The organism is Streptomyces sp. NPDC004609 (assembly GCF_042873655.1).
In the GTDB taxonomy this organism is placed as follows: domain Bacteria; phylum Actinomycetota; class Actinomycetes; order Streptomycetales; family Streptomycetaceae; genus Streptomyces.
In genome coordinates this window covers 183,087-208,562 of sequence record NZ_JBIALS010000009.1, presented here as the reverse complement: position 1 = coordinate 208,562, position 25,476 = coordinate 183,087, and the positions used below count along the sequence as shown (strand labels likewise).

The following is a 25,476-nucleotide window of genomic DNA, read 5'->3' as shown; positions in this document are numbered from 1 at the left end:
GGGCCGCGGGGGGGGCGGGGGGGGGGGGCCGGCGCCGCCCCCCCCCCCCCCCCCCCCCCCCCCCCCCCCCCCCCCCCCCCCCGGGCCGCGCACAGTGCTTGCTTACGTCATCCGGCGATTGTTCGCCGTCGCCATGATGCTGATGGTCGTGACCCTGACGACCTTCGTCATCTTCTTCGTGCTCCCGAAGTGGGCCGGGTCCGATCCGGCGTACCTTTTTGCAGGCAAGCAGACCGACCCGGCCGCGATCGAGGGCATCCGGCGGAAGCTGGGCCTCGCCGATCCGGTGCTGGTGCAGTTCTGGAACTTCGTCCAGGGGCTGTTCGCCGGCCGGGAGTACGCCAACGGCGCGGATGTCACCCGGTGTCCCGCACCCTGCTTCGGCTACTCCTTCCGCACCGAGCAGGAGGTGTGGCCCCAGCTCACCGACGCGATCCCGGTCACCCTCTCGCTCGCCGCGGGCGCCTGTCTGCTCTGGGTCGTCGGCGGTGTCAGCACGGGCGTCGTCTCGGCGCTGCGCCGGGGCAGCCTGTGGGACCGGGCCGCGATGACCGCCGCGCTGGCCGGTGTCTCGCTCCCGATCTACTTCACCGGACTGCTCTCCCTGGCCGTCTTCAGCTATCAGCTGGACTGGGTCAGCGGTGAGTACGCGGCACTGGGGGAGGACCCGGCCCAGTGGTTCCGGACGCTGGTCCTGCCGTGGATCACCCTCGCCTTCCTGTACGCGGCGATGTACGCACGGCTCACCCGCGCCACCATGCTGGAGATCATGGGGGAGGACTACATCCGGACCGCCCGCGCCAAGGGCCTCACGGAGCGCGTCGTCATCGGGCGGCACGCGATGCGCTCCACCTGGACGCCCGTACTGACCCTTCTCGGACTGGACCTCGGGGCGCTGCTGGGCGGTGCGGTGCTCACCGAGTCCACGTACAACCTGCCCGGACTGGGGCGGCTCGCGATCGAGTCCATCCAGACCAAGGATCTGCCGCTGATTCTCGGGGTGACGCTCTTCGCGGCCCTGTTCATCTGTGTCGCGAACCTCGTCGTCGACCTGCTGTACGCCGTCGTCGACCCGCGAGTGAGGATCGGATGACCCATCTCGACAAGCCCGGTGGCACCACGGGGGACTCCGGCGGCCGGCCCGGCACGGGTGTCCCGTCCGCTTCCGGAGGCGATCCGGCCTCGTCCGGCGGTGGTGCGTTCGGTTCGGGCGGTGATCCGGCCTCGTCCGGCGGTGGTGCGTTCGGTTCGGGCGGTGATCCGGCCTCGTCCGGCGGTGGTGCGTTCGGTTCGGGCGGTGATCCGGCCCCCGTCGGCGGTGGTGACGACGGTCTGCTCGCGGGTGGCGGTACGGCGCCGGGCGAGGTCGCCGCGGCCGGATCGCCCCCGCCCGGCGCGTTCCTCGAAGTGCGCGACCTCAAGGTCCACTTCCCGACCGACGACGGCCTGGTCAAGTCGGTCGACGGCCTCAGCTTCCGGCTGGAGAAGGGGCGGACGCTCGGCATCGTCGGCGAGTCCGGCTCCGGGAAGTCCGTGACCTCGCTCGGCATCATGGGCCTGCACACCGCGGGGCAGTACGGCCGCCGCAGGGCGCGTATCTCCGGCGAGGTCTGGCTCGACGGCCGGGAACTGCTGAGCGCCGACCAGGACGAGGTGCGCAGGCTCCGCGGCCGTGACATGGCGATGATCTTCCAGGACCCGCTCTCCGCACTGCATCCGTACTACACGATCGGCCGTCAGATCGTGGAGGCGTACCGCGTCCACCACGACGTCGACAAGAAGACCGCGCGCAAACGGGCGATCGACATGCTCGACCGGGTGGGCATTCCGCAGCCCGACAGACGCGTGGACAGCTATCCGCACGAGTTCTCCGGAGGAATGCGCCAGCGCGCGATGATCGCGATGGCGCTGGTCAACAACCCCGAGCTGCTGATCGCCGACGAGCCGACGACCGCGCTGGACGTCACGGTCCAGGCCCAGATCCTCGACCTCATCCGCGATCTCCAGAAGGAGTTCGGCTCGGCGGTCATCGTCATCACCCACGACCTGGGCGTCGTCGCCGAACTCGCCGACGACATCCTGGTGATGTACGGCGGCCGGTGCGTGGAGCGGGGGCCCGCCGAGAAGGTCTTCTACGAGCCCCAGCACCCCTACACCTGGGGACTGCTCGGCTCCATGCCGAGGATCGACCGCGACCAGACCGAACGGCTCATCCCGGTCAAGGGCTCCCCGCCCAGCCTGATCAACGTCCCCGACGGCTGTGCCTTCAACCCCCGCTGCCCGTACGCCGATGTGCCGGGGGACAACGTGACGCGTACCCTCCGCCCCGAACTCCGCGAGGTGGGCAGCCGGCACTTCTCCGCCTGCCATATGGCGCGCGAGGAACGGACACGGATCTGGACCGAAGAGATTGCGCCCAAGCTGTGAGTGACGATGTGAGGATCCCCCGGCAGTCGGCCGGGCAGGAGAAGGCCGCCCCGGACGCGCTGCTGAGGGTCGAGGGCCTGGTCAAGCACTTCCCTATCCGGAAGGGGCTGCTCCGGCGGCAGGCCGGGGCCGTGCAGGCGGTCGACGGGCTGACCTTCGACGTACGCCCCGGCGAGACCCTGGGGGTGGTGGGCGAATCCGGCTGCGGCAAGTCGACGATGGGCCGGCTGATCACCCGGCTGCTCGAACCGACCGGCGGGAGGATCGAGTTCGAGGGCCATGACATCACCCACCTGGGTGTCGGGGAGATGCGTCCGCTGCGGCGTGACGTCCAGATGATCTTCCAGGATCCGTACTCCTCGCTGAACCCCCGGCACACGATCGGCACGATCGTCTCCGCGCCCTTCGCACTCCAGGGCATCACCCCCGAGGGCGGGGTGAAGAAGGAGGTCCAGCGGCTGCTCGAACTGGTGGGCCTCAACCCCGAGCACTACAACCGCTATCCGCACGAGTTCTCCGGCGGCCAGCGACAGCGCATCGGCATCGCGCGGGCCCTCGCGCTGAAGCCCCGGCTGGTCGTGGCGGACGAGCCCGTCTCCGCGCTGGACGTCTCCATCCAGGCGCAGGTGGTCAATCTGCTGGACGACCTCCAGGACGAGCTGGGGCTCACCTATGTGATCATCGCTCACGATCTGTCGGTCATCCGGCATGTGTCCGACCGGATCGCGGTGATGTACCTCGGCAAGATCGTGGAACTCTCGGACCGCAAGGCGCTGTACGAGGCCCCGATGCACCCCTACACCAAGGCGCTGCTCTCGGCGGTGCCGGTGCCCGACCCCCGGCGGCGGGGTGCCAAGAGCGAGCGGATTCTGCTCAAGGGCGATGTGCCGTCGCCGATCTCCCCGCCGGCGGGCTGCCGCTTCCACACCCGGTGCTGGAAGGCGACCGAGATCTGCACGCGGCAGGAGCCTCCCCTGCTGGCCCTGCGCCCGGGACGCCAGGTGGCCTGCCACCATCCGGAGAACGCGCCCGACCAGGTTCCCGAGGAGACCGTGCTGGAGTCGGCGCGCGAGGCGATCGAGGTGGTGACGGCGGTTCCGAAGTCGGCCGTCTCGGGGTCGGAGATGGCGGGGTCGGGCGTCCCGGAGCTGGCCGTTCCGGGGCCGGAGGTGGCGGGGTCGGGCGTCCCGGAGCCGGAGGAAGCGGGGCCGGAGGAGGCGCCGGAGGTGGCGAAGGCTGGGGAGGCTGGGGAGGCGGTCGCCGGGGCCGAGGAGCCGGACCGGTCCGGTGGAGGGGGCGGGGTCCGGGAGCCCGGCGGGTCTGGTGCTGGGAGTGAGGTCGGGGAGCCCGGCGGGTCCGGTGCCGGCGGTGAGGCCCGGATCCAGGAGCCGGGCGGGTCCGGCGGGCTCAGGGAGTAGACCCGGCACAATCGTCCGGTGTTCCAAGAACTCTTCACGCCCTCCGTCCAGCACGCGCTCGACCTCGCCGGAATCTTCGTCTTCGCGATCTCCGGCGCACTGCTCGCCGTACGCAAGAACTTCGATGTCTTCGGCATCGCGGTACTCGCCGAGGTGACCGCGCTGGGCGGAGGGCTGCTGCGTGATCTGATCATCGGGGCGGTTCCCCCGGCCGCCTTCACCGATCTCGGGTACTTTCTGATGCCCCTGGTCGCGGCCGCGCTGGTCTTCTTCCTCCACCCCGAGGTCGAACGCATCCAGACCGGCGTCAACGTCTTCGACGCGGCGGGCCTCGGGCTGTTCTGTGTGACGGGCACCACCAAGGCGTACGAGTACGGGCTCGGCCTCACCTCCTCGGCGGTGCTGGGGCTCGCGACCGCCGTCGGCGGCGGCGTGCTGCGCGACGTCCTGGCCAACGAGGTCCCCTCCCTGCTGCGCTGGGACCGTGATCTGTATGCCGTTCCCGCGATCGTCGGTGCGGTCATGGTCGTGCTCTTCATCCGGTTCGACATGCTGAACGCGGCATCCAGCGGGCTCGCCGTGGTGACCGCCTTCGTTCTGCGTCTGCTGGCGATGCGCTACCACTGGCGTGCGCCCCGGGCCTGGAACCGGCGCTCCTCCGCGACCGAGGAGAGCTGACCGCCCCGGTGGCTGACCGCCCGCGTTCTTCAGGGTGCCCGGCGCGGAAGGCGGGAGCACCCATGACAGTCCCTCCGGAGAAAAGCTACCGCTTAGTATGTGATTATTGTATGGTGCCGCTATGGCACAGGCGGTTCAGGCATCCATCGGCGACAGCGAGTTCGACCGCGACACCGCGGTCACCCTACGCGCACCCGGCGTCTACGACGCGGAGCTCTCGGCGGGCTGGACGGTGCTCCGGGCCGTCAACGGCGGCTACCTCCTCGCGCTCCTCGGCCGGTCCCTGGCGGACGCGCTGCCGCACCCCGACCCCTTCACCGTGTCGGCGCACTACCTGAGCGCTTCCCAGCCCGGTCCGGCGGTGATCCGGACCCAGACCATCCGCACCGGCCGCACCCTCTCCACCGGCCAGGCGTCCCTCGTCCAGTACGGCGAGGACGGCACCGAGGTCGAGCGCATCCGCGTCCTCGCCACCTACGGCGACCTCGACGGGCTGACCGACGAGGTGCGCACCTCCGCGAGGCCGCCGGCCATTCCGCCGTACGAGAACTGTCTCGGCCCGGAGGACGGCCCGGAGCCCACCTTCGCCGGCGGCTCCGCCATCACCCGGCGGCTGAACATCAGGCTCGACCCGGCCACCGTCGGCTGGGCGGTCGGGATGCCCTCCGGCAAGGGGGAGATGCGCGGCTGGTTCTCCCTCGCCGACGGGCGTGACGCGGATCCGCTCTCCCTGCTGCTGACGGTCGACGCCCTGCCCCCGACCTCGTTCGAACTGGGCCTCAAGGGCTGGACGCCCACCGTCGAGCTGACCACCCATGTCCGCTGCCGCCCCGCTCCCGGCCCGCTGCGGGTCGCGATCACGACCCGGAATCTGGCGGGCGGCTTTCTGGAGGAGGACGCGGAGGTCTGGGACAGCCGCGACCGTCTGGTGGCCCAGTCCCGCCAGCTCGCCAAAGCCCCGCGCTGACCCGATCCCCCGGCTCCGGCAGGGCCGACCTCCTGGTCTTCCGCCAGGCGGGCCGACCCTGCCGGCACCCGAGACGACGGGACGATCCCGTGGGTGCGGGTGCGGGTGGCTCCCCGGCCGGGCCGGGGTCCGCGCCCGGACGACGATCCCGTGGGTGCGGGTGCGGGTGCGGGTGCGGGTGCGGGTACCGGCGCCGCGCCGGTGCCGCTCCGGGCGGCGGGCGCTACACCTCGCGGCCCAGCCAGGCCGCCAGCCGTGCGTAGGCGTCCGCGTCCGCCGGTGCCTCCCGGACCGCCTCGAACGGCACCTCCCCGCCCCGGCGGTCCGCCGGCAGCATCGCCTGGGCCGCCGGCAGAACGGCCTCCGCCAGTGACTGGTCCAGCGGCAGCGGATGCCCGAGCGCCTTGGAGAGGTCCCAGGTGTGGGCCACGGTCTCCATCACAAAGCCCCCGACCGCGGCCGCCCCCGGTACCCGGCCCCACGGCATCGTCACCTCCTGCCCGAGCCTCGCGTCGTCCGCCCACGCCCCGGCGAACCGGTGGCGGGCCTCGTCGTACGCCGCGCTCCAGCCCTCGTCGGCGACCCCGTCCATGGTCAGGGGCGTGGCCGTCGCCTCGCCGCCCTCACCCACATCCGCGATCCGGTGTGCCCCGCCCACAACATGGGACAGCAGGGCCCGGACGTCGTACTCCGAACAGGGTGTGGGGTCGCCGAGCCGGTCCGGCGTCACGGTCTTCAGCAGTCCGGCGAACTGTTCGGCGGCCCGCTCGTACTGGGGTCGAGGGTCGTTCATGCGGTCCATCTCCTCGGTGTGCATGATGGTTCGTACGGGCTTCACCGAGCCCGGTCGGCCGACGGAACGGACCTCGGGACCCTCCCGTCCCACACGCCCCGTTCCGCCGGTGCCGCGCACTGTCCCGGGATAACCTGACAACTACCGTCATATTTTTCGGAGACCTCATCCCGTGAAGTCCGAACGGCTGCTGTCGATCCTGCTGCTCCTCCAGACCCGGGGCCTCGTGCCCGCCGCCGAGCTGGCCGAACGCCTGGAGGTCTCCGTACGGACCATCTACCGCGACATCGAAGCCCTCTCCTCCTCCGGCGTCCCCGTCTACGCCGAGCGCGGCAGGCACGGTGGCATCGCCCTGCTGCCCGGATTCCGCACCGATGTCACGGGCCTCACCGAGGACGAGTCCCGCGCCCTGTTCGTGCTGGCGGACCAGGGTGCGCACAGCGATCTCGGCCTCGACGAGGCGCTCGGGTCGGCCCTGCGCAAGGTCATGGCCGCGCTGCCCGAACCGCACCGGCCCGCCGCCGAGCTGACGAGCCGCCGGATCCTGGTGGATCCGGCCCGCTGGCTCGCCCGGCAGCCCGCCGTGGATCTGGACGCCCTCAGCACCGCGGTCTTCACCGACCGGCGGCTGCGGCTCCGCTACCGCCGCCGCGGGGCGACCGAGCCCGGTGCCTACCTCCTCGACCCTTACGGCCTGGTCGTCAAGGCGGGCGTCTGGTACCTGGTCGCCGACAAGTCGGGCTCGCCACGGCTCTTCCGCGCGGACCGGGTGGTCTCCGCCACCGTCGTCGACGAGCCCGTCCGCCGCCGCCCCGGGCTGGAACTCGCCGATGTCTGGGAGACCCTCCGCGGTGATCTCGAACAGCGCCCCCGGGCACTCCGTGTCACAGCACTCGTACGCACCTCCAGCCTCGAACTCTTTGTGCGGCTCAATGGCCTCCGCCTGGCCTCGGACCCCGTCCCGGAAGGCCAGGACGGCACCTGGACCCGTCTGGAACTCGGCTACACCTCCCTCATGGAAACCCGCACCCTCCTCACCTTCGGCACGGACCTCGTGGTGCTCTCACCCCCCGAGGTCCGCGAGATGCTGGCGGATACGGCCGCCGCCGTGGCCGGTCTCTACGCGGACTCCGACCCTCGGGGGACCCCACCGGGGCCCTGGCCGTCGTTGTCCTGCTGACCCCGCACCCGCACCCGCATCCGGAAGCCGGGCCACGGGCCGTCACCGGGCACGGAACCGCAGCACGGAGGGCGCACCCCCGTCCACCACCGCTCCCCGTCCGCACCGCCCGATCCGCCTCGTAGAATCGAGGCCACCATGGCCTACCTCGATCACGCCGCGACCACTCCGATGCTGCCGGAGGCCGTCGAGGCGATGTCCGCCCAGCTGACCGTCACCGGCAACGCGTCCGCGCTCCACGCCGCCGGACGCCGGGCCCGCCGCACCGTCGAGGAGGCGCGGGAGACCCTTGCCGAGGCCCTCGGCGCACGGCCCAGCGAGGTGGTCTTCACCTCGGGCGGGACCGAGGCCGACAACCTTGCCGTCAAGGGCCTGTACTGGCAGCGGCGCGATGCCGAACCCGCCAGGACCCGGGTTCTGGCGAGCCCCGTCGAGCACCACGCCGTCCTCGACGCCGTCGAATGGCTCGGCGAGCACGAGGGCGCCACCGTGGAGTACCTGCCCGTCGACGCCTACGGGCGGGTGCACCCCGATGCCCTGCGGGACGCCATCGAGCGCAACCCCGACGATGTCGCGCTCGCCACCGTGATGTGGGCCAACAACGAGATCGGCACCGTGATGCCGGTCGCCGGGCTCGCCGCCGTGGCGGGCGAGTTCGGCATCCCGCTGCACTCCGACGCCGTCCAGGCCGTCGGTCAGCTCGATGTCGCCTTCGCCGGCTCCGGGCTCGCCGCCATGACGGTCTCCGGCCACAAGATCGGCGGGCCGTACGGCATCGGCGCGCTTCTCCTGGGCCGGGACCACACCCCGGTACCGGTCCTGCACGGCGGCGGCCAGGAGCGGCACGTACGCTCCGGGACCCTGGACGCCCCCGCGATCGCAGCTTTCTCTGTGGCCGGCAAGCTGGCCGCCGAACGCCGTGAGGAGTTCGCGCGAGAGATCGGCTCCCTTCGGGACCGGCTTGTCGCCGCCGTACGCGCGGCGGTCCCGGACGCGATCCTCGGTGGCGACCCCGAGGACCGGCTGCCCGCCAACGCGCACTTCACTTTCCCCGGCTGCGAGGGCGACTCTCTGCTCCTGCTCCTGGACGCACAGGGCATCGAGTGCTCCACGGGGTCGGCCTGTACGGCTGGAGTGGCCCAGCCCAGCCACGTACTCCTCGCGACCGGCACCGACCCGGACCTGGCGCGAGGGACCCTCCGCTTCACCCTCGGTCACACCTCCACCACGGCGGACGTGGAGGCGGTCGCGAAAGCGATCGGCCCGGCGGTGGAACGGGCCCGTACGGCGGGTCTGAGTTAAGCCTGGCACCCCGCCCGGCCCGCCACCAGGGCCTGGCGCCCGTACGCCACAACCGGAATCGCCCCCACCCGTACGATCCGCGGCGTGCTCGGCGGGCGTCCGCGTGCCCCGGCGCCGTGGGCCCCGGCCCGGTGAGCCCCGCCCCCCATGCGCCCGCCCCCATGAGGCCCGCCACTCGCCGGTGAGGCGCCCCGCCCGCCGGGCAGCGGACCCCGCCCCGACAGCGGGACACCCGGCGGACCGCCGAGACACGTGCCGGACCGCGGAGACCCCGCAGGCCCACATATCCCGCGCCCGCCCGAGCACCGGCGCCCACCCACCGTCCCGCCATCCGGGAGGTGCGCACCGTCCGGGAGGTGCCCTGCGCTCGCCCACAGCCCGCCTGCCGCTCCGCCGTGCGCCGGCTTCGGCCCCGTGCGCGCCGTCTACTCCGCCTTGCCCTGCGCCGGGCGCCGGGCCGCCGGCATCGCGTCCCGCACCAGCTTCATGTACCGGTCCCAGTCCCAGTGCGGCCCCGGGTCCGTGTGGTCCGTGCCGGGTACCTCCACGTGCCCGATGATGTGCTCCCGGTCCACCGGGAGGTCGTACCGCGCGCAGATGCCGGCCGTGAGCCTCGCCGACCCCTGGTACATCGCGGCCGTGAAGTCCTGGGGCCGGTCCACGAACCCCTCGTGCTCTATGCCGATGCTGCGTTCGTTGAACCCCCGGTTCCCGGCATGGAAGGCCACGTCCAGTTCGCGGATCATCTGGGCGACATGCCCGTCCTTGCGCACGACGTAGTGGGTCGCGGCCCCGTGCCCCGGATTCTTGAAGACCCTCAGGGCCGAGCGGTAGCTGCCCTGCACCACATGGATGATCACCCGGTCGATGCGGTAGTCGTCGGGGCGGTCCGCGAGCCGCCAGTTCGCCCGCGAGGCGGCCGTCCACTCCGCGCCGACATGATCCAGCTCGCCCTCCTTGCGCGGCTTCGCCATCCCCGGCATCCGCCACCACAGCCGCCGCAGCTCGTCCTGCGCCAGCGCGCCACCGCCCACCAGTAGGGCCGCGCTCCCGACGAGCACCGCCCTCCTGTTGATCCGGGGCCTGCTGCCGCCGGACCGGCCCCCCTCGCGCTTCGCATCGCTTCCCATGCGCTGTTCAACGCATACTCGCGAGCCCTCGGTTCCCCGGGCCCGTACCCTGGTGGGGCTATGACTGAGACTTCCCAGCGCCCGCTCCGTGTGCTCGCCGCCATGTCAGGCGGCGTGGACTCCGCCGTCGCCGCCGCCCGTGCCGTCGAGGCCGGACACGAGGTGACCGGTGTGCATCTGGCGCTCTCCGCGAATCCGCAGTCGTTCCGCACGGGCGCGCGCGGCTGCTGCACCATCGAGGACTCGCGCGACGCCCGCCGCGCCGCCGATGTCATCGGCATCCCGTTCTACGTGTGGGATCTCGCCGAGCGTTTCCGTGAGGACGTCGTCGAGGACTTCATCGCGGAGTACGAGGCGGGCCGCACCCCCAACCCCTGTCTGCGCTGCAACGAGAAGATCAAGTTCGCCGCGCTGCTCGACAAGGCGCTCGCGCTCGGTTTCGACGCGGTCTGCACGGGCCACTACGCCACCGTCGTCCTCAAGGAGGACGGAAGCCGCGAGCTGCACCGCGCCAGCGACATGGCGAAGGACCAGTCGTACGTCCTCGGGGTGCTCGACGAGCGCCAGCTGGCGCATGCGATGTTCCCGCTCGGTGACACCCTCACCACCAAGGACGAGATCCGCGCGGAGGCCGAGCGCCGGGGCCTGGCCGTGGCGAAGAAGCCGGACAGCCACGACATCTGCTTCATCGCCGACGGGGACACCCGGGGCTTTCTCGCCTCTCGCCTCGGTACCGAGGAGGGCGACATCCTCGACGAGTCCGGTACGAAGGTGGGCACCCACGAGGGCGCCTTCGGCTTCACCATCGGCCAGCGCAAGGGCCTGCGCATCGGCCACCCGGCTCCCGACGGCAAGCCGCGCTACGTCCTGGACATCTCCCCCGTCGACAACACCGTCACGGTCGGCCCTGCGGCGGCCCTCGACGTCACCGGGCTCACCGCGATCCGGCCCCGCTGGTGCGGAGCCGCGCCCGCCGGCCCGGGGGCGTACACCGCACAGCTGCGCGCCCACGGCGGCGAGACGGCCGTGACGGCCGCCATGGAGGGCGACGAGCTGACGGTGAGCTTCAGCGAGCCGGTTCGGGGCGTCGCCCCCGGCCAGGCGATCGTGCTGTACGACGGCACCCGCGTGGTGGGCTCGGCGACGATCTCCGCCACGCGGCGGGCGGCGGCTTCCCTGGCCTGAGACGCGGACCCTCGTCCGGGCACGCGGGACCGGCTCGGGGCCGCACTCCTTCGAAGGACGGGCCGGTGAGCCTCATCCAAGGCTCACCGGCGAGCCCTGTCAGCTCGTGAAGAACTCCTCCAGCACCGGGGCCAGCACATGCGGCGCCACCTCGTGCGTCTGGCCCGTCAGGGTGCGGTGGCAGCCGCGAGGCAGGGCGTCGGCCGCCAGCCGGGCGGACTCCCGCATCCAGGAGGGGCTCGAACCGCCGTCGATGACCATCGTCCGCATCGGCACCTCGTGCAGCAGACAGGCGGGCAGCGCGCGGTCCCCCATCACCTCGTGGTCGTACCCGAGGGTGTGCGCCACCGCCTCCAGGGCCGCCCACACCGGCGACTGGCGCATACCCGCCAGCATCTCCGCCGGCATTCCGGTCTCGCCGAGGAACAGGGCGAGGGCGTCGCCCCGCTTGTCGGCGGCCAGCGCGTCGCGCAGCCGTTCGCCATAGGGCGTGGGCTGCGTTCCGGATCTCGCCGCCGGGTCGAAGGGGGGCTCGTACAACGACAGCTGGGTGATGGGCAGTCCCGCGGCCGACGCCCGCAGCGCGAGTACGCCTCCCGACGACATCCCGTGCACACGGGCACTGCCGCCCGCCTCGTCGATCACGACCGCCAGGTCCTCGATCTCGCGCTCCACGGCATACGGAGCGGTGTCCCCGCTCCCGCCGCGACCGCGCCGGTCGTAGGTGAAGACGGTGAAACGCGACGCCAGGAGCGAGGCGAGGGGCGCCTCGGTCGCCGCCGTGCACAGCGCGCCGCTGACGAGCACCACGGAGGGCCCCTCGCCCCGCCGCTCGTACGCGATGACCGTGCCGTCGTCCGACCGCGCCTTGTGGAGCGTACGGCTCATGTTGTCCATGGGAGTGCTGACCGCCGCCCCGCGCGGAACTCATCGCCGGAACGGGTTGTTTTCCGCCCGGCCGGTTCCGGACGGCGGTGCCAACGCCCGCTGACATGAGGACCGTTCGGGAAACGGCGACGGGGAGAGTCCGGAAAGGCGGCACTGGGCAGCAGGCACGGCACCGTACCGTGACGGCATGAACATCTGCGTTTTCCTCTCCGCCGCCGACCTCGACGAGCGCTACACCCGCCCCGCCCGTGATTTCGCCGAGCTGGTCGGCAAGGGCGGCCACACCCTGGTGTGGGGCGGCTCCGAGAGCGGGCTGATGAAGGTCGTCGCCGACGGGGTGCGGGACACGGGCGGGCGGCTCGTCGGTGTCTCCGTGGACTTCCTCTCCGCCGTGGCGCGCGCCGACGCGGACGAGATGGTCGTCGCCCGGGATCTCGCCGAGCGCAAGGCCCTGCTGCTCGCCAAGTCGGACGCCGTGGTGATCATGGTCGGTGGTACGGGGACGCTGGACGAGGCCACCGAGATCCTGGAGCTCAAGAAGCACGGCAAGCACGCCAAGCCGGTCGTCCTGCTGAACACCGCGGGCTTCTACGACGGTCTGAAGGCGCAGTTCCGGCGGATGGAAGCGGAAGGCTTCCTCCCGCTGCCCCTCACCGACCTGGTGTTCTTCGCCGAGGACGGGGTTTCGGCGCTCGCGTATCTGGAGGAGTCGTCCGGAGTGCGGTAGCACGGACGGGCTCCGCCCGCATCGGTTTGGGCAACCGGTTCCAGGGTGCGAGCATGGCCGCCATGCCCACCCATCTGATCACCGGCGCCGGTTCCGGAATCGGCGCCGCCGTCGCGCGCCGGCTCCATGAGCGGGGCGACGATCTCCTCCTGCTGGCGCGTGACGCGGGACGCGCGAAGGAACTCGGCGCCCGGTACCCCGGCTCCCGTACCCTCGTCGCGGACCTTGCCGACCCCGACCGTATCTCCTGGGCGTTCTCGCACCAGCCCATGCCGGACCGGCTGGACTCCCTGCTCAACGTCGCCGGGATCGTCGATCTCGGCCCGGTCGCCGAACTGCGGCCCCGGACCTGGCACCAGCAGCTCAACACCAACCTCGTCGCGCCCGCCGAACTGACCCGGCTGCTGTTGCCGCAACTGCGCGCCTCCCGGGGACACGTGGTGTTCGTGAACTCGGGCGCGGGCCTGCGGGCCTCCGCCGAGTGGAGCGCGTACGCCGCCTCCAAGCACGGCCTCAAGGCGCTTGCGGACTCCCTCAGGGCGGAGGAGCACGGCAATGGGGTGCGCGTCACTTCCGTCTACCCCGGGCGCACCGCCAGCCCCATGCAGGCGAAGGTGCACTCGCAGGAGGGCATGGAGTACGACCCGTCCCGCTGGATCTCCCCGGACTCGGTCGCCACCGCGATCCTCACCGCGATCGATCTGCCGCGTGACGCGGAGATCAACGATCTGACGGTACGGCCGGGGCTCTGACCCCCGGCGCGGACGCCGGTCCTCCGGGAGCCGGGCGGGGCCGACACCTCCCGGCCGGACTGAGGACCGTCGTGCCGGCGACCGCCGGCCACCGGATCAACGGACCGCCGGCCGTCGGCCCGCCCTCCCGCGCGCCGCCTGCGGCCGGACCGTCGGCACGGCATGCCGGCCCCGCCGCCGTGCCACCGGCCGCGGCCGGCCGGGGGACACGTACGCTTCCCGGGTGAGCGAGAAGACCGAGTTCAGCTGGGGCCGGGCCACCGGCGTCGGGTCCATGCCCGGCGGCGACGCCCGCGAGGCCGCCAAGAGCGTCACCGGGTCCTTCGAGGATTTTCCGTATCTGCCCGAACTGCCCGCCCGCGGGCCCGGCGCCGACATGATCGGGCGGACCCTGGGACTGCTCGTCGAGATGTACGCCCACGTCGAGCCCAGCGGCTGGCGCGTGAGCGATCGGCCCGGGCGCGACACCCGGCGCGCCCGCTCCCTGCTCGGTGAGGACCTCGACGCGCTTGAGGAGTTCACCCAGGGGTACGAGGGCCCGCTGAAGGTCCAGGCCGTGGGGCCGTGGACCCTCGCGGCGGCGCTGGAACTGCGCAACGGCGAGGCCGTGCTCTCGGACCCCGGCGCCTGCCGTGATCTCGCCGGCTCGCTCGCGGAAGGACTCCGTACGCATCTGGCGGAGGTACGCCGCCGGGTGCCCGGCGCCGAGGTGGTGCTCCAGCTCGACGAACCGTCGCTGACCCCCGTGCTGCGCGGGCGGATCCGCAGCGCCAGCGGATACCGCACCCACCGGGCCGTCGACCGCCAGCACATCGAGGCCACCCTGCGTGAGGTCGTCGCGGGCGAACGCGTCGTCGTCCACTCCTGCGCCCCCGATGTCCCGTTCGCCCTGCTGCGGCGGGCCGGGGCGGCGGCGATCTCCTTCGACTTCGGGCTGCTCACCGAGCGTGATGAGGAATCGATCGGCGAGGCGGTCGAGGGCGGCACCACCCTGTTCGCGGGCGTCGTGCCCGCCACGGACACGGCGTTGTCAGACCCGGCAGGTAGCGTCATGGGTGTCAGGATGCTGTGGCGCAGGCTGGGGCTGAATCCGGGGACTCTGAGCGAGTCCGTGGTGATCACACCCGACTGCGGCCTCGCGGGCGCCTCCCCGGCGTACGCACGGGCCGCGCTCGCCCACTGCGTCCGGGCGGCGAGATCACTCGCCGACAACCCTGAGTGATGGGTGACGGGGACGATGCCGGGAAATCGGGAGGATGAGACGGTGACTGGCGAAGAGCAGACGGAGCTGCCCGCGCAGGGCGACGCGGACCTGCCCGCACAGGCGCGGGAGCGGCATGCCCAGCTCGCCGAAGAGGTCGAGGAGCACCGCTTCCGTTACTACGTGAAGGACCAGCCGGTCATCAGCGACGGCGAGTTCGACGGGATGCTGCGCTCGCTGGAGGAGCTGGAGGAGCGGTACCCCGCGCTGCGCACGCCCGACTCACCGACCCAGAAGGTCGCCGGGCACTACGAGACGGACCTGGCCAAGGTCGAGCACCGCGAGCGCATGCTCTCCCTGGACAACGCCTTCGACGAGGACGAACTGACCGCGTGGGCCGAGCGCGTCGAGCGCGATGTCGGCACCTCCGACTTCCACTTCCTGTGCGAGCTGAAGATCGACGGCCTCGCGGTCAATCTGACATACGAGAACGGGCGTCTGACCCGCGCGGCCACCCGCGGTGACGGCCGCGTCGGTGAGGACATCACTCCGAACATCCGCACCATCTCCGACATTCCGGAGCGGCTGCGGGGCGACCGGGTTCCGGAGCTGGTGGAGATCCGCGGGGAGGTCTTCTTCCCCATGGCCAAGTTCCAGGGGCTGAACGCGAGACGGGTCGCCGCGGGCGAGCAGCCGTACGCCAACCCCCGTAACTCCGCGTCGGGATCGCTGCGCCAGAAGGACCCGAAGGTCACGGCGACCCTTCCGCTGCACATGGTGGTGCACGGAATCGGCGCGCGCGTGGGCTTCGACATCGACTGTCTGTCGCACGCGTACGACCTGCTGCGCGAATGGGGTCTGCCCACCGCCCGCCACAACAAGGTCGTGGACTCCCTGGAAGGGGTACGGGAGTTCATCGCCCACTTCGGCGAGAACCGCCACTCCATGGAGCACGAGATCGACGGCGTGGTCGTCAAGCTCGACGAGATCCCGCTCCAGGGGCGGCTCGGCTCCACCGCCCGGGCCCCGCGCTGGGCGATCGCCTGGAAGTACGCGCCGGAGGAGGTCAACACCAAGCTCGTCAACATCCGGGTGGGAGTGGGCCGCACCGGCCGCGTCACTCCGTACGCACAGGTGGAACCGGTGAAGGTCGCGGGCTCCGAGGTCGAGTTCGCCACCCTGCACAACCAGGACGTCGTCAAGGCCAAGGGCGTGCTCATCGGCGACACCGTGGTGCTGCGCAAGGCGGGGGACGTGATTCCGGAGATCCTGGGGCCGGTGGTGGACCTGAGGGACGGCACGGAGACACCCTTCGTGATGCCGGCGGAGTGCCCCGAGTGCGGGACCCCCCTGCGGCCCATGAAGGAGGGCGACATCGATCTGCGCTGTCCGAACGCCCGCTCGTGCCCTGCCCAGTTGCGGGAGCGGCTGTTCTACCTCGCCGGCCGCAGATCCCTCGACATCGAGCACTTCGGCTATGTCGCTGCTGCGGCGCTCACCAAGCCGCTGGAGCCGTCGGATCCGCCCCTGAAGGACGAGGGCGATCTCTTCGACCTCACCGTCGAGCAGTTGCTGCCCATCAAGGCCTATGTCCTCGACCAGGACAGCGGACTGCCCAAGCGGGACCCGAAGACGGGCGAGGAGAAGATCGCGACGGTCTTCGCCAACCAGCAGGGCGAGCCCCGGAAGAACGCGGCGGCGATGCTGGAGAACATCGAGGCGGCGAAGAACCGCCCGCTCGCCCGGATCCTCACCGGGCTCTCCATCCGCCATGTGGGGCCGGTGGCGGCCGAGGCGCTGGCCCGTGAGTTCCGGTCCATCGAGCGGATCGAGCAGGCGAGCGAGGAGGAGCTGGCCGCCACCGACGGGGTCGGCGGCATCATCGCCGCCTCCCTCAAGCAGTGGTTCGCGGAGGAGTGGCACCAGGAGATCCTCCGCAAGTGGCGGGCGGCCGGGGTCCGCATGGAGGAGGAGGGCGCGGGCGAGGACGAGGGGCCCCGCCCACTCGAAGGTCTCACCGTGGTCGTTACAGGAACGCTGGAGAACTACACCAGGGATGGCGCAAAAGAAGCCCTTCAGAGCCGTGGCGCGAAAGTGACCGGATCTGTTTCCAAGAAAACGGCGTTCGTGGTGGTCGGCGACAACCCCGGATCCAAGCACGACAAGGCGATGCAGCTGAAGGTGCCGGTTCTGGACGAGGACGGTCTGGTGGTCCTCCTCGAACAGGGGCCGGATGCGGCCCGTGAGGCCGCTGTGCCTGAGGAGGCGTGACCAAGGGGGCGTACGCGGGGCGTGGTCCGGGCTTGTACGGGGAGGCGAACAGGGCGCACAGGGCGGGAACAAGACGTCCTTCGGCCAGCGGGAACGACCGGTAACAGTCACCCGTTCAGCGCATAGCAGATGGAGAAGGGTGGCCGGGTCTCATTCGGGCAAGAGCTGTAGAGCGCTGCCCGTCGAAGCCTCCTGCCGCCTACTGTTGAGACGTGCGCCTGTCGTGCACGGCTGCGTGGTGGGATTTCAGTCGTGGTGGCATGACAACGGGAACCATCGCGAGACATCGGCACCGCCGGCTGTGAGAGGGACGGGAATGGAACCGACCGAGAGCGCCGCCCCGGTCTCACGGCCGCGTGGATTCGCGGCCCTTGCCGGCGGCCTTGCGGGCATGGCGCCGGGACTGCCCGCCGCCGTCGCCGCGGGCGCCGCGCTCGTCATCGTCACCGGGGTCGTGAGTACGGTGCGCGACGGCCGCGCGCTGTTCCCGGACTCCACGCTGGGCTGGGCCCTCGCCCTGCTCACCGGGATCATCGTCGGCCATCTGGTCGCCCTCGGCCGGGACCGCTGGTGGGGCGGTACCGGCTCCGGCGCCGCCCTCACCATCGCCGTCCTCCTGCTCTACGGCTGGGTCCCCGCCGGACTCGTCAGCCTGGCCGTGGTCACCCTGGTCGGCGCCGCCCGCCGCAACCGCTGGCGGCACGGAGTGCTGCACGGCTCCGTGGACATCCTCGGCATCGGAGCCGCGGCCCTCGTCCTGTCGTTCTTCGGGCGGGCGCCCAGCGTCGAACGGCCCTGGTCCCCACTCGACTGGGGGATCGGGGCCGTACCCGAAGTGGTCCTCGTGGCCATGACGTATCTCGCGGTCACCCGTCTGCTCCTCTGGTACGTCCTGGCACCACAGGGCGGTGGACTGCCCACCGTCGCCCGGAAGGCCCTGCTGCGGCAGGGCCTTGTCGCGGTCGCCCTCCTCGGCATCGCTCCGCTCATCTGCGTCGTCGCCGTCGCGCTGCCGCTGGCGCTGCCCCTCTTCGCCATACCGCTGATCGCCCTGGACTCCACCCTGTGGATCGCCAGGGCTCGGGCCGAGGAGCAGTTGCGGGATCCGCTCACCGGGCTCCCCAACCGGCAGTGGCTGCTGGAGCGGACCTGGGCGGCACTGGAGGAGGCGGAGAGCCACGGCAGCCGTGCCGCGCTCGTCCTGATCGACCTCGACCGGTTCCGCTCCGTCAACGACACCCTCGGCCATCTCGCGGGCGACCGGCTGCTGTTGCAGATAGCGCACCGGCTGCGGCACGCCCTGCCGCGCGGGGCGGAGGCGGCACGACTCGGGGGCGACGAGTTCGCCGTACTGCTGCCGACGGCCGACTCCATCACCAGCGCCCAGCGCATCGCCCGGCAGCTCGCGGCCGAACTGTCCTCCCCGCTCGATCTGGACGGGCTCACCCTCGTGCTGGAGGCCAGCGCCGGAGTCGCCGTCTTCCCGGAGCACGCGCTGGACGCGGAAGGGCTGCTGCGCCGCGCCGATGTGGCGATGTACCAGGCCAAGCGCGACCGCACGGGCGTCGAGGTGTACGAGTCCAAGCGCGACAGCAACACCCCCGACCGGCTGGGCCTGCTCGGCGATCTGCGGCGGGCGCTGGACGCCGGCGATGTGGAGCTGCACTACCAGCCGAAGGTCCGTTTCGACGGCCATGTCGCGGGGCTGGAAGCACTGGTCCGCTGGGTCCACCCGGAACGCGGCAGGGTGCCTCCGGACGAGTTCATCGCGATCGCCGAGTCCTCCGGTCTGATGCCGCACCTCACCGAGTACGTCCTGGACACGGCGCTCGGCCAGGTCGCCAAGTGGCGCGCGCAGGGGCTGAACGTGCCGGTCGCCGTCAATGTCTCCCCGCGCGACGTCCACACCCCCGGATTCGCCGGTTCCGTCGCCGCGCGTCTCGCCCGGCACGGCGTCCCCGCGGGCGCGCTCCAGCTGGAGATAACCGAACACGTACTGCTGGAGGACCCGCAGCGCGCCGCGGACACCCTGGCCGGCCTCACCGACCACGGTGTTCGGATGTCGCTCGACGACTTCGGCACGGGGTACTCCTCGCTCGTCCACCTCCGCCGTCTCCCCGTCAGTGAGCTGAAGATCGACCGCTCCTTCGTCGCCCGGCTCGCCGTCGACAACCAGGACGCGGAGATCGTCCGCTGCACGGTGGACCTGGCGCACTCGCTGGGCCTCCTCGTCGTGGCGGAGGGCGTCGAGGACGACGAGACCTGGGAGCGGCTGCGGGATCTCGGCTGTGACGCGGTCCAGGGCTGGCTGGTCGCCGCGGCGATGCCGCCGCAGGAGACGACGGCGTGGTTGCGGGCCCGAGGGGAGCGGGGCTGGCACCGCCAGAGGGAGTCGTCCCCGGCCGAGCCCGCGGCGGCGCCGTCCAAGGCGGAGGCCGGCGAGCCGTCGGGCCAGGCGGTCCCCCTGATCCACGGAGCGCCCGGCGACGCGTGACCTGCGCGGGCCCTCGTCGCCCCGCCGGACCGCGGGGCGGGGACCTGAACCCGGGCGCGGGCCCCTGCCGGGCCCGCAAAGGCTCGAAGACCTCGAAGACCGCAGGTCCGGGCGCGGCGACCGCGTGGCCGGGTGCCCGATCCGGTGAGCGGACGGGCCTGGTGGGGCCAGGTGGTCTGCGGCCGACCCCTCCGAGGGCGTGAGCCCCGTGCCCGGACGGCCTGGGCGGCGCCGCGAGCTGTGGGAACGGGCCCGTGCCGCAGGTGCCGTACGCGCCCCGGAACACGCTCACCCCTCCCGGGACCTCCCGCTACCGGCTCCCTCCGCGAGCTTCCGGGACCACCCGCTACCGGACCCCTCCGCGCCCGGGACCACCCGCCACCGGCCCTCTCCGCGTTCCCCCAGGACCTCCCGCTACCGGACCCCTCCGCGCCCGGGACCGCCCGCCGCCCGCGGGGACCCGGCGCCACGCACCGCTCCGGCGGGCCGCCCGCTCACCCGGCCGTTTCGTGACCATGCGCCCCCGCCCCATAGGATTGGGGCCAAACCACATTCACTTAACCCCTGAGGATCGCTGCATGCCTGGCATTACGCGCGAGGAGGTCGCCCACCTCGCCCGGCTGGCACGCCTGGAACTGTCCGGCGAGGAACTCGATCACTTCGCAGGTCAGCTCGACGACATCATCGGCGCGGTCGCCCGCGTGGCCGAGGTCGCCGACCAGGACGTGCCCCCGACTTCCCACCCGCTGCCGCTGACGAACGTCATGCGCGCGGACGAGGTCCGCCCGTCGCTCACCCCCGAGCAGGCGCTCTCGGGCGCCCCGGCCCAGGAGCAGCAGCGTTTCAAGGTGCCGCAGATCCTGGGGGAGGACTAAACCGTCATGACGGACATCATCAAGCTCACCGCGGCCGAGATCGCCGCGAGGATCGCCACGGGCGACCTGACGGCCGTCGAGGTCACCGAGGCGCATCTGGCCCGTATCGACGCGGTCGACGAGAAGGTGCACGCGTTCCTGCACATCGACCGGGAGGGCGCGCTCGCCCAGGCCCGCGCCGTCGACGCCAAGCGCGCCGCCGGTGAGAAGCTGGGCCCTCTCGCGGGCGTTCCGCTCGCGCTGAAGGACATCTTCACCACCGAGGGCATCCCGACGACCGTCGGTTCCAAGATCCTTGAGGGCTGGATCCCGCCGTACGACGCCACCGTGACGCGCAGGCTCAAGGAAGCGGACGTCGTCATTCTCGGCAAGACGAACATGGACGAGTTCGCCATGGGGTCGTCCACCGAGAACAGTGCGTACGGCCCCACGGGCAACCCCTGGGACCTGACCCGGATTCCCGGCGGCTCCGGTGGCGGGTCGAGCGCCGCCCTCGCCTCGTACGAGGCCCCGCTCGCCATCGGCACGGACACCGGCGGCTCGATCCGCCAGCCCGCGGCCGTCACCGGTACGGTCGGTGTGAAGCCCACCTACGGCGGGGTCTCGCGCTACGGCATGGTGGCGTTCTCGTCCTCGCTCGACCAGGGCGGCCCCTGTGCCCGTACGGTCCTGGACGCCGCGCTGCTCCACGAGGTCATCGCCGGGCACGACCCGCTGGACTCCACCTCCATCGACGCCCCGGTCCCGTCCGTGGTCGAGGCCGCCCGCAACGGCAGCGTGGAGGGCATGCGCGTCGGTGTCGTCAAGCAGTTCCGCGGCGAGGGCTACCAGGCAGGCGTCGTCCAGCGCTTCGACGAGGCCGTCACCCTGCTGAAGGAGCTGGGCGCGGAGATCGTCGAGCTGGACTGCCCGTCCTTCGACCTCGGGCTCTCCGCGTACTACCTGATCGCGCCCTCCGAGTGCTCCTCGAACCTCGCCCGCTTCGACGCCATGCGGTACGGCATGCGCGTCGGCGACGACGGAACGAGGTCCGCGGAGGACGTCACCGCCCTCACCCGTGAGGCCGGGTTCGGCGACGAGGTCAAGCGCCGCATCATGCTCGGTACGTACGCGCTCAGCTCCGGCTACTACGACGCGTACTACGGCAGCGCCCAGAAGGTCCGTACGCTCATCAAGCAGGACTTCGACAGGGCGTTCGAGCGGGTCGATGTGATCGTCTCGCCGACGACGCCGACGACCGCGTTCCCCATCGGGGAGCGCGCCGACGACCCGATGGCGATGTACCTCGCCGATCTGTGCACGATCCCGGCCAACCTGGCGGGCAACGCCGCGATGTCGCTGCCGTGCGGTCTGGCCCCGGAGGACAACCTTCCGGTCGGTCTGCAGATCATCGCCCCCGCCATGAAGGACGACCGGCTGTACAAGGTCGGCGCCGCCGTCGAGGCCGCCTTCGTGGAAAGGTGGGGGCACGCGCTGCTGGAGGAGGCCCCGTCACTGTGAGGGACGCACGTACGGCCGCCGGCCCGCAGACGACCATGAACGCCGTGCCTCTGCGCCGTGCGGGCGGAGAAGCGAACGGAGGGACACCATGAGCGCACTGACCAAGGCCAAGGGCTTCAAGAAGTCGAAGACGGGGACCTACCTGTCGATCGGCACCACCGCGTTCGGCGCGGTCAATGTGTTGAAGCAGGCGAAGAGGGCCCGCAGCGAGCACGACACGCTCAGGCTCGTCGACGCCGCGATCTCCGCCGCTGCCATCATCACGGGCGTCGCTCTGCTGGTGCGCGAGCTGAAGCGCATCGGCGACGACGACGTCCTGTTCGGCTGAGAGGGATTGTTTTCACCGTGACCGTCACTGAACTGGTGTCGTACGAGGCGGCTCTCGCCGGGTACGACCCCGTCATGGGCCTTGAGGTCCATGTCGAACTCGGTACGAAGACCAAGATGTTCTGCGGCTGTTCCACCGAGCTGGGCGCCGAGCCCAACTCGCAGACCTGCCCGACCTGTCTCGGTCTGCCCGGCTCCCTTCCGGTCGTCAACGCGATCGGAGTGGAGTCCGCCGTCAAGATCGGTCTCGCGCTGAACTGCGAGATCGCCGAATGGTGCCGTTTCGCCCGGAAGAACTACTTCTATCCGGACATGCCGAAGAACTTCCAGACCTCCCAGTACGACGAGCCGATCGCCTTCAACGGCTATCTGGACGTCCAGCTGGAGGACGGGGAGACCTTCCGTGTGGAGATCGAGCGCGCCCACATGGAGGAGGACACGGGCAAGTCGACGCACGTCGGCGGTGCCACCGGCCGTATCCACGGCGCGTCCCACTCCCTGCTCGACTACAACCGCGCCGGCATCCCGCTGATCGAGATCGTCACCAAGCCGATCACCGGCGCGGGCGAGCGCGCGCCCGAGGTCGCCAAGGCGTATGTCGCCGAGCTGCGTGAACTGATCAAGGCGCTCGGCGTCTCCGAGGCCCGTATGGAGATGGGCCAGATGCGGTGCGACGTGAACCTGTCGCTGATGCGGAAGGACGCGGACCGGTTCGGCACACGCAGTGAGACCAAGAACGTCAACTCGCTCCGTTCGGTCGAGCGCGCGGCACGGTACGAGATCCAGCGGCACGCGGCCGTGCTGGAGTCCGGCGGCACGATCGTGCAGGAGACCCGTCACTTCCACGAGGAGGACGGCTCCACCACCTCCGGCCGGGTGAAGGAGGAGGCTGAGGACTACCGGTACTTCCCGGAGCCCGACCTCGTCCCCGTCGCGCCGTCCCGTGAGTGGGTGGAGGAGCTGCGGGCGTCCCTGCCGGAGCTGCCGCGGGTCCGCCGCAACCGCCTCCGCGAGCAGTGGGGCGTCTCCGAGCACGACATGCAGTCGATCCTGAACGCGGGCGCGGTCGACCTGATCGTCGCCACGGCCGACGCGGGCGCCCCGGCCGACCAGGCGCGCAAGTGGTGGATGGGCGAGCTGGCCCGTAACGCCAACGAGTCCGGCCGTGCGCTGGACGAGCTGCCGATCACGCCGGAGCAGGTCGCCAGGGTCACCGCGCTGGTCGCCTCGGGCGACCTGAACGACAAGCTCGCCCGTCAGGTCATCGAGGGCGTGCTCGCCGGCGAGGGCGACCCGGACGCCGTCGTCGACCAGCGCGGCCTGAAGGTCGTCTCGGACGAAGGCGCGCTCGGGACGGCCGTCGACGAGGCCATCGCCTCCAACGCGGCCGTCGCGGACAAGATCCGCGGTGGCAAGGTGGCGGCGGTGGGCGCGCTGGTCGGCGCGGTCATGAAGGCCACCCGCGGCCAGGCGGACGCGGCACGGGTCAAGGAGCTGATCCTGGAGAAGCTCGGCGTGTCCGAGGGCTGACGACGGCTTCCGCCACCGGCGACGGCCTCCGTGCACACATGGCGGCCCCAGCCGCGGACGGCGGCCGTCCTGCCCGTGGGGCGGGCCCGCGCCATCCGGTCGCGGCCCGCCCCCGGTGCGTACCGCTTTGGCTCGTACGCACCTTGTGCGCGCCGCTTCCGGGCTGCCGGCCGTCCCGGGCCGCCTCCGCCGTCCGGCCCCTGCCGCCGGTCCCGTCGGCGGGGCGGGGGCCCCGATCGGTGGTGTGTGCGGGGCCTTGTCTGGACTGTCCCGATTCGCCCGGCCGTTCATGGCGTCCGCACGTTCTGGCTCGTATGGGTCTTGCGCCCGCCGTCCCCGGTGTGTCGCGCTGCTCGGGAGCGGTCCGTCCCGCCCGTATCACCGCTCGTACGGAACCTCGCCCGTCCGGGGTTCCTGCGCCCAGGCTCCCCGTACAGAACCCGCCGGGGGTCTCTCCGTACCGGACTCCCGCTCGCCGGGGGCCACGGGACCGGACCGGCCCACGGCCGTACCCGCGGACGGACGACGGTTCCGCGGGATCCGTGAGGTCCGTGCGGCCGGCACGCGACCACAGCAGGGAGTCTCGTCGAAGCAGCGTCGGCCGCCCGGAGGAACCCCGGACCGACGGGGCTCCGAGACGCCCTAGTGCCGTATGCCCAGGCCGGGGAGCAGCAGTTCGCCGCGGTCCTTACAGCTGACGTCCCGCGCCCTGAGCTCCTTCGGCTCGCGCGTGCCCCGCGCCCGCAGCTCCGCCAGTGCCAGCCGGGCCGCCTCCGTCGTCTCGGCCCGCTCGGGCTCCGGGAACTCGGCCTGCCACCAGCCCCGGTCCCGGGAGTGCCAGCCGCGCGAGTGCATCATGCGGGCCCGCTCGGGGCTGTCCTCGCCGTCGCGGTCGTCCACCGAGACATGCAGGCCGTCCCCCAGGGCGTACGAGACCTGCAGCTGGCGGCCCCGGTCGGCGGCGCTGGTCAGACAGAAGCCCGCCCAGTCGCGTCCGACCTGCACAGGGAGCTGCTCGACCCAGGCGGCGAGCATCAGCTCCAGCGCGCTCTCGAAGTGTTCGAGGCAGGAGGCCATCCGGCCGCCCGTGCGCTCCACCGGCCGCTCGCCGGGCCCGCCGCGGTCCAGCTGCCACAGGTACGGCAGCAGGTCGAAGTCGTGCGGCTCGACCGCCGACCAGCCCCCTCCCCATGCGAAACTGCGGTGCTCCGCCCGCTCCAGCTCGTCCGTGCCGTGCACCGAGAGCAGGGCCCAGTGCGCGGTCCCGTGGAGCAGGACGGTCCTTCTGGCGTCCCGCCAGCGGACATTGGGCCCGGACGCGGAGCCGCCGTAGATCGTCGGCTCCCCGATGTGGGCGACGATCGCCCCGTACACCCCGTGGAAGGCATCGCGGCGCTCGCGGAGCGAGGCACGTGGCTCATAGGCGAGCACCGGCACCGGGGCCCGGCCCAGATGTGCCTCGGGTGCGTCGTGCAGCATCAGCGCGAACTCCGCGGCTCGGCCGTGGTCAAGGGCCGGCAGGTTGGTCCCCGTGGTCTCCATGCCCTCCATCGTGCCAGCCGCCACCGACAATCGACCGGCTCGTGACGAGCCACAGTCACGGACGTGCGGCGGCGGCGGGCGAGATCCGGGGCGCCCGGCTCGCCGCGCCACCTCACCGTGACGCACCCCTGTGATCAAGCCGATGATCAAGGTGGTGATCCGCCGCTGGAGTAATCCCGGGAGCAAATCTCAGAGCAAATTCGGGGAGGTCTGGAGCGCGCCCTCGGGTGAGCCTGTGAGTAAGCCCACGAAACGGTCTTGAAAGGGGCAAATGATCACGATTGGCTGC

The 25,476-nt window shown here is 71.7% G+C and carries 21 protein-coding genes; 17 read left to right on the top strand and 4 right to left on the bottom strand.

What is annotated here, in order from left to right; genetic code table 11:
* The first annotated feature begins 94 nt into the window (after positions 1–94).
* The 5 genes from ACFYT4_RS12505 to ACFYT4_RS12485 all read left to right on the top strand — a co-directional run bounded on the left by ACFYT4_RS12505 (position 95) and on the right by ACFYT4_RS12485 (position 5,490).
* A complete protein-coding gene (locus ACFYT4_RS12505; RefSeq protein ID WP_389267523.1) occupies positions 95–1,093 on the top strand; it encodes an ABC transporter permease in 999 nt (332 codons plus the stop codon).
* Positions 1,090–2,427: an ABC transporter ATP-binding protein gene (locus tag ACFYT4_RS12500; protein ID WP_389267522.1), complete on the top strand. Its 1,338-nt coding sequence runs from the start codon at positions 1,090–1,092 to the stop codon at positions 2,425–2,427. The genes ACFYT4_RS12505 and ACFYT4_RS12500 overlap by 4 nt, the downstream gene beginning before the upstream one ends.
* Positions 2,424–3,845: an ABC transporter ATP-binding protein gene (locus tag ACFYT4_RS12495; RefSeq protein WP_389267521.1), complete on the top strand. Its 1,422-nt coding sequence runs from the start codon at positions 2,424–2,426 to the stop codon at positions 3,843–3,845. Before ACFYT4_RS12500 ends, ACFYT4_RS12495 begins: the two co-directional genes overlap by 4 nt.
* 18 nt (positions 3,846–3,863) lie before the next feature.
* The gene (locus tag ACFYT4_RS12490; protein WP_389267520.1) at positions 3,864–4,523 is read left to right on the top strand and encodes a trimeric intracellular cation channel family protein; all 660 of its coding nucleotides are present in this window, start codon (positions 3,864–3,866) and stop codon (positions 4,521–4,523) included.
* A gap of 121 nt (positions 4,524–4,644) precedes the next feature.
* Complete coding sequence (locus ACFYT4_RS12485; RefSeq protein ID WP_389267519.1) at positions 4,645–5,490, top strand: thioesterase family protein; 846 nt, start codon at positions 4,645–4,647, stop codon at positions 5,488–5,490.
* Positions 5,491–5,713: 223 nt separating this feature from the next.
* Here the strand turns inward: ACFYT4_RS12485 and ACFYT4_RS12480 are convergent, their stop codons facing one another.
* Positions 5,714–6,283: a TIGR03086 family metal-binding protein gene (locus ACFYT4_RS12480; protein WP_389267518.1), complete on the bottom strand. Its 570-nt coding sequence runs from the start codon at positions 6,281–6,283 to the stop codon at positions 5,714–5,716.
* 172 nt (positions 6,284–6,455) lie between these two features.
* Here ACFYT4_RS12480 and ACFYT4_RS12475 point away from each other — a divergent pair, with 172 nt between their 5' ends.
* Positions 6,456–7,463: a helix-turn-helix transcriptional regulator gene (locus ACFYT4_RS12475; RefSeq protein ID WP_389267517.1), complete on the top strand. Its 1,008-nt coding sequence runs from the start codon at positions 6,456–6,458 to the stop codon at positions 7,461–7,463.
* A gap of 138 nt (positions 7,464–7,601) precedes the next feature.
* Positions 7,602–8,765, top strand: coding sequence for a cysteine desulfurase family protein (locus ACFYT4_RS12470; protein ID WP_389267515.1), 1,164 nt, complete (start codon positions 7,602–7,604; stop codon positions 8,763–8,765).
* Between the two features lie 425 nt (positions 8,766–9,190).
* On the opposite strand, the gene ACFYT4_RS12465 is transcribed toward ACFYT4_RS12470, so the two are convergent.
* Positions 9,191–9,895, bottom strand: coding sequence for an N-acetylmuramoyl-L-alanine amidase (locus ACFYT4_RS12465; protein ID WP_389267514.1), 705 nt, complete (start codon positions 9,893–9,895; stop codon positions 9,191–9,193).
* A gap of 60 nt (positions 9,896–9,955) precedes the next feature.
* Between ACFYT4_RS12465 and mnmA the strand changes: the two genes are divergently transcribed.
* On the top strand, positions 9,956–11,080 hold the full coding sequence (gene mnmA, locus ACFYT4_RS12460; protein WP_389267513.1) for a tRNA 2-thiouridine(34) synthase MnmA: 1,125 nt from the start codon (positions 9,956–9,958) through the stop codon (positions 11,078–11,080).
* A 99-nt stretch (positions 11,081–11,179) separates the two neighbouring features.
* On the opposite strand, the gene ACFYT4_RS12455 is transcribed toward mnmA, so the two are convergent.
* A complete protein-coding gene (locus ACFYT4_RS12455; RefSeq protein ID WP_389267512.1) occupies positions 11,180–11,977 on the bottom strand; it encodes an alpha/beta fold hydrolase in 798 nt (265 codons plus the stop codon).
* Between the two features lie 178 nt (positions 11,978–12,155).
* On the opposite strand from ACFYT4_RS12455, the gene ACFYT4_RS12450 reads away from it, so the two are divergent.
* The 9 genes from ACFYT4_RS12450 (at position 12,156) to gatB (ending at position 23,645) form a co-directional block, all read left to right on the top strand.
* The gene (locus tag ACFYT4_RS12450; RefSeq protein ID WP_389267511.1) at positions 12,156–12,695 is read left to right on the top strand and encodes a TIGR00730 family Rossman fold protein; all 540 of its coding nucleotides are present in this window, start codon (positions 12,156–12,158) and stop codon (positions 12,693–12,695) included.
* Positions 12,696–12,757: 62 nt separating this feature from the next.
* Positions 12,758–13,447, top strand: coding sequence for an SDR family oxidoreductase (locus ACFYT4_RS12445; protein ID WP_389267545.1), 690 nt, complete (start codon positions 12,758–12,760; stop codon positions 13,445–13,447).
* A gap of 223 nt (positions 13,448–13,670) precedes the next feature.
* Positions 13,671–14,669 carry a methionine synthase gene (locus tag ACFYT4_RS12440; protein WP_389267510.1) on the top strand — a complete coding sequence of 333 codons (999 nt, stop codon included), beginning with the start codon at positions 13,671–13,673 and terminating at the stop codon, positions 14,667–14,669.
* A 15-nt stretch (positions 14,670–14,684) separates the two neighbouring features.
* Positions 14,685–16,919, top strand: a complete 2,235-nt coding sequence (gene ligA, locus ACFYT4_RS12435) for an NAD-dependent DNA ligase LigA (RefSeq protein ID WP_389267509.1) — start codon at positions 14,685–14,687, stop codon at positions 16,917–16,919.
* 316 nt (positions 16,920–17,235) lie between these two features.
* Positions 17,236–19,413: a putative bifunctional diguanylate cyclase/phosphodiesterase gene (locus ACFYT4_RS12430; RefSeq protein ID WP_389267508.1), complete on the top strand. Its 2,178-nt coding sequence runs from the start codon at positions 17,236–17,238 to the stop codon at positions 19,411–19,413.
* Between the two features lie 578 nt (positions 19,414–19,991).
* Positions 19,992–20,288 (top strand): Asp-tRNA(Asn)/Glu-tRNA(Gln) amidotransferase subunit GatC, encoded by a 297-nt coding sequence (gene gatC, locus ACFYT4_RS12425; RefSeq protein ID WP_018845281.1) that lies wholly within the window; start codon positions 19,992–19,994, stop codon positions 20,286–20,288.
* Positions 20,289–20,294: 6 nt separating this feature from the next.
* Entirely contained in the window at positions 20,295–21,788 is a 1,494-nt protein-coding gene (gatA, locus tag ACFYT4_RS12420) for an Asp-tRNA(Asn)/Glu-tRNA(Gln) amidotransferase subunit GatA (protein ID WP_389267507.1), read from the top strand.
* An 88-nt stretch (positions 21,789–21,876) separates the two neighbouring features.
* Positions 21,877–22,116 carry a hypothetical protein gene (locus ACFYT4_RS12415; protein WP_389267506.1) on the top strand — a complete coding sequence of 80 codons (240 nt, stop codon included), beginning with the start codon at positions 21,877–21,879 and terminating at the stop codon, positions 22,114–22,116.
* A 17-nt stretch (positions 22,117–22,133) separates the two neighbouring features.
* Positions 22,134–23,645, top strand: a complete 1,512-nt coding sequence (gene gatB, locus ACFYT4_RS12410; protein ID WP_389267505.1) for an Asp-tRNA(Asn)/Glu-tRNA(Gln) amidotransferase subunit GatB — start codon at positions 22,134–22,136, stop codon at positions 23,643–23,645.
* Between the two features lie 642 nt (positions 23,646–24,287).
* Here the strand turns inward: gatB and ACFYT4_RS12405 are convergent.
* Positions 24,288–25,196: a hypothetical protein gene (locus ACFYT4_RS12405; RefSeq protein ID WP_389267544.1), complete on the bottom strand. Its 909-nt coding sequence runs from the start codon at positions 25,194–25,196 to the stop codon at positions 24,288–24,290.
* Positions 25,197–25,476: the final 280 nt, after the last annotated feature.

Bases quoted from the DNA above. Each gene is read 5' to 3' on its own strand.
- ACFYT4_RS12500 (WP_389267522.1), top strand. From the start codon at position 1,090: ATGACCCATCTCGACAAGCCCGGTGGCACCACGGGGGACTCCGGCGGC.
- ACFYT4_RS12485 (WP_389267519.1), top strand. From the start codon at position 4,645: ATGGCACAGGCGGTTCAGGCATCCATCGGCGACAGCGAGTTCGACCGC.
- ACFYT4_RS12480 (WP_389267518.1), bottom strand. From the start codon at position 6,283: ATGAACGACCCTCGACCCCAGTACGAGCGGGCCGCCGAACAGTTCGCC.
- ACFYT4_RS12470 (WP_389267515.1), top strand. From the start codon at position 7,602: ATGGCCTACCTCGATCACGCCGCGACCACTCCGATGCTGCCGGAGGCC.
- ACFYT4_RS12465 (WP_389267514.1), bottom strand. From the start codon at position 9,895: ATGGGAAGCGATGCGAAGCGCGAGGGGGGCCGGTCCGGCGGCAGCAGG.
- mnmA (WP_389267513.1), top strand. From the start codon at position 9,956: ATGACTGAGACTTCCCAGCGCCCGCTCCGTGTGCTCGCCGCCATGTCA.
- ACFYT4_RS12455 (WP_389267512.1), bottom strand. From the start codon at position 11,977: ATGGACAACATGAGCCGTACGCTCCACAAGGCGCGGTCGGACGACGGC.
- ACFYT4_RS12450 (WP_389267511.1), top strand. From the start codon at position 12,156: ATGAACATCTGCGTTTTCCTCTCCGCCGCCGACCTCGACGAGCGCTAC.
- ACFYT4_RS12445 (WP_389267545.1), top strand. From the start codon at position 12,758: ATGCCCACCCATCTGATCACCGGCGCCGGTTCCGGAATCGGCGCCGCC.
- ligA (WP_389267509.1), top strand. From the start codon at position 14,685: ATGCCGGGAAATCGGGAGGATGAGACGGTGACTGGCGAAGAGCAGACG.
- ACFYT4_RS12430 (WP_389267508.1), top strand. From the start codon at position 17,236: ATGGAACCGACCGAGAGCGCCGCCCCGGTCTCACGGCCGCGTGGATTC.
- gatC (WP_018845281.1), top strand. From the start codon at position 19,992: ATGCCTGGCATTACGCGCGAGGAGGTCGCCCACCTCGCCCGGCTGGCA.
- gatA (WP_389267507.1), top strand. From the start codon at position 20,295: ATGACGGACATCATCAAGCTCACCGCGGCCGAGATCGCCGCGAGGATC.
- ACFYT4_RS12415 (WP_389267506.1), top strand. From the start codon at position 21,877: ATGAGCGCACTGACCAAGGCCAAGGGCTTCAAGAAGTCGAAGACGGGG.
- ACFYT4_RS12405 (WP_389267544.1), bottom strand. From the start codon at position 25,196: ATGGAGGGCATGGAGACCACGGGGACCAACCTGCCGGCCCTTGACCAC.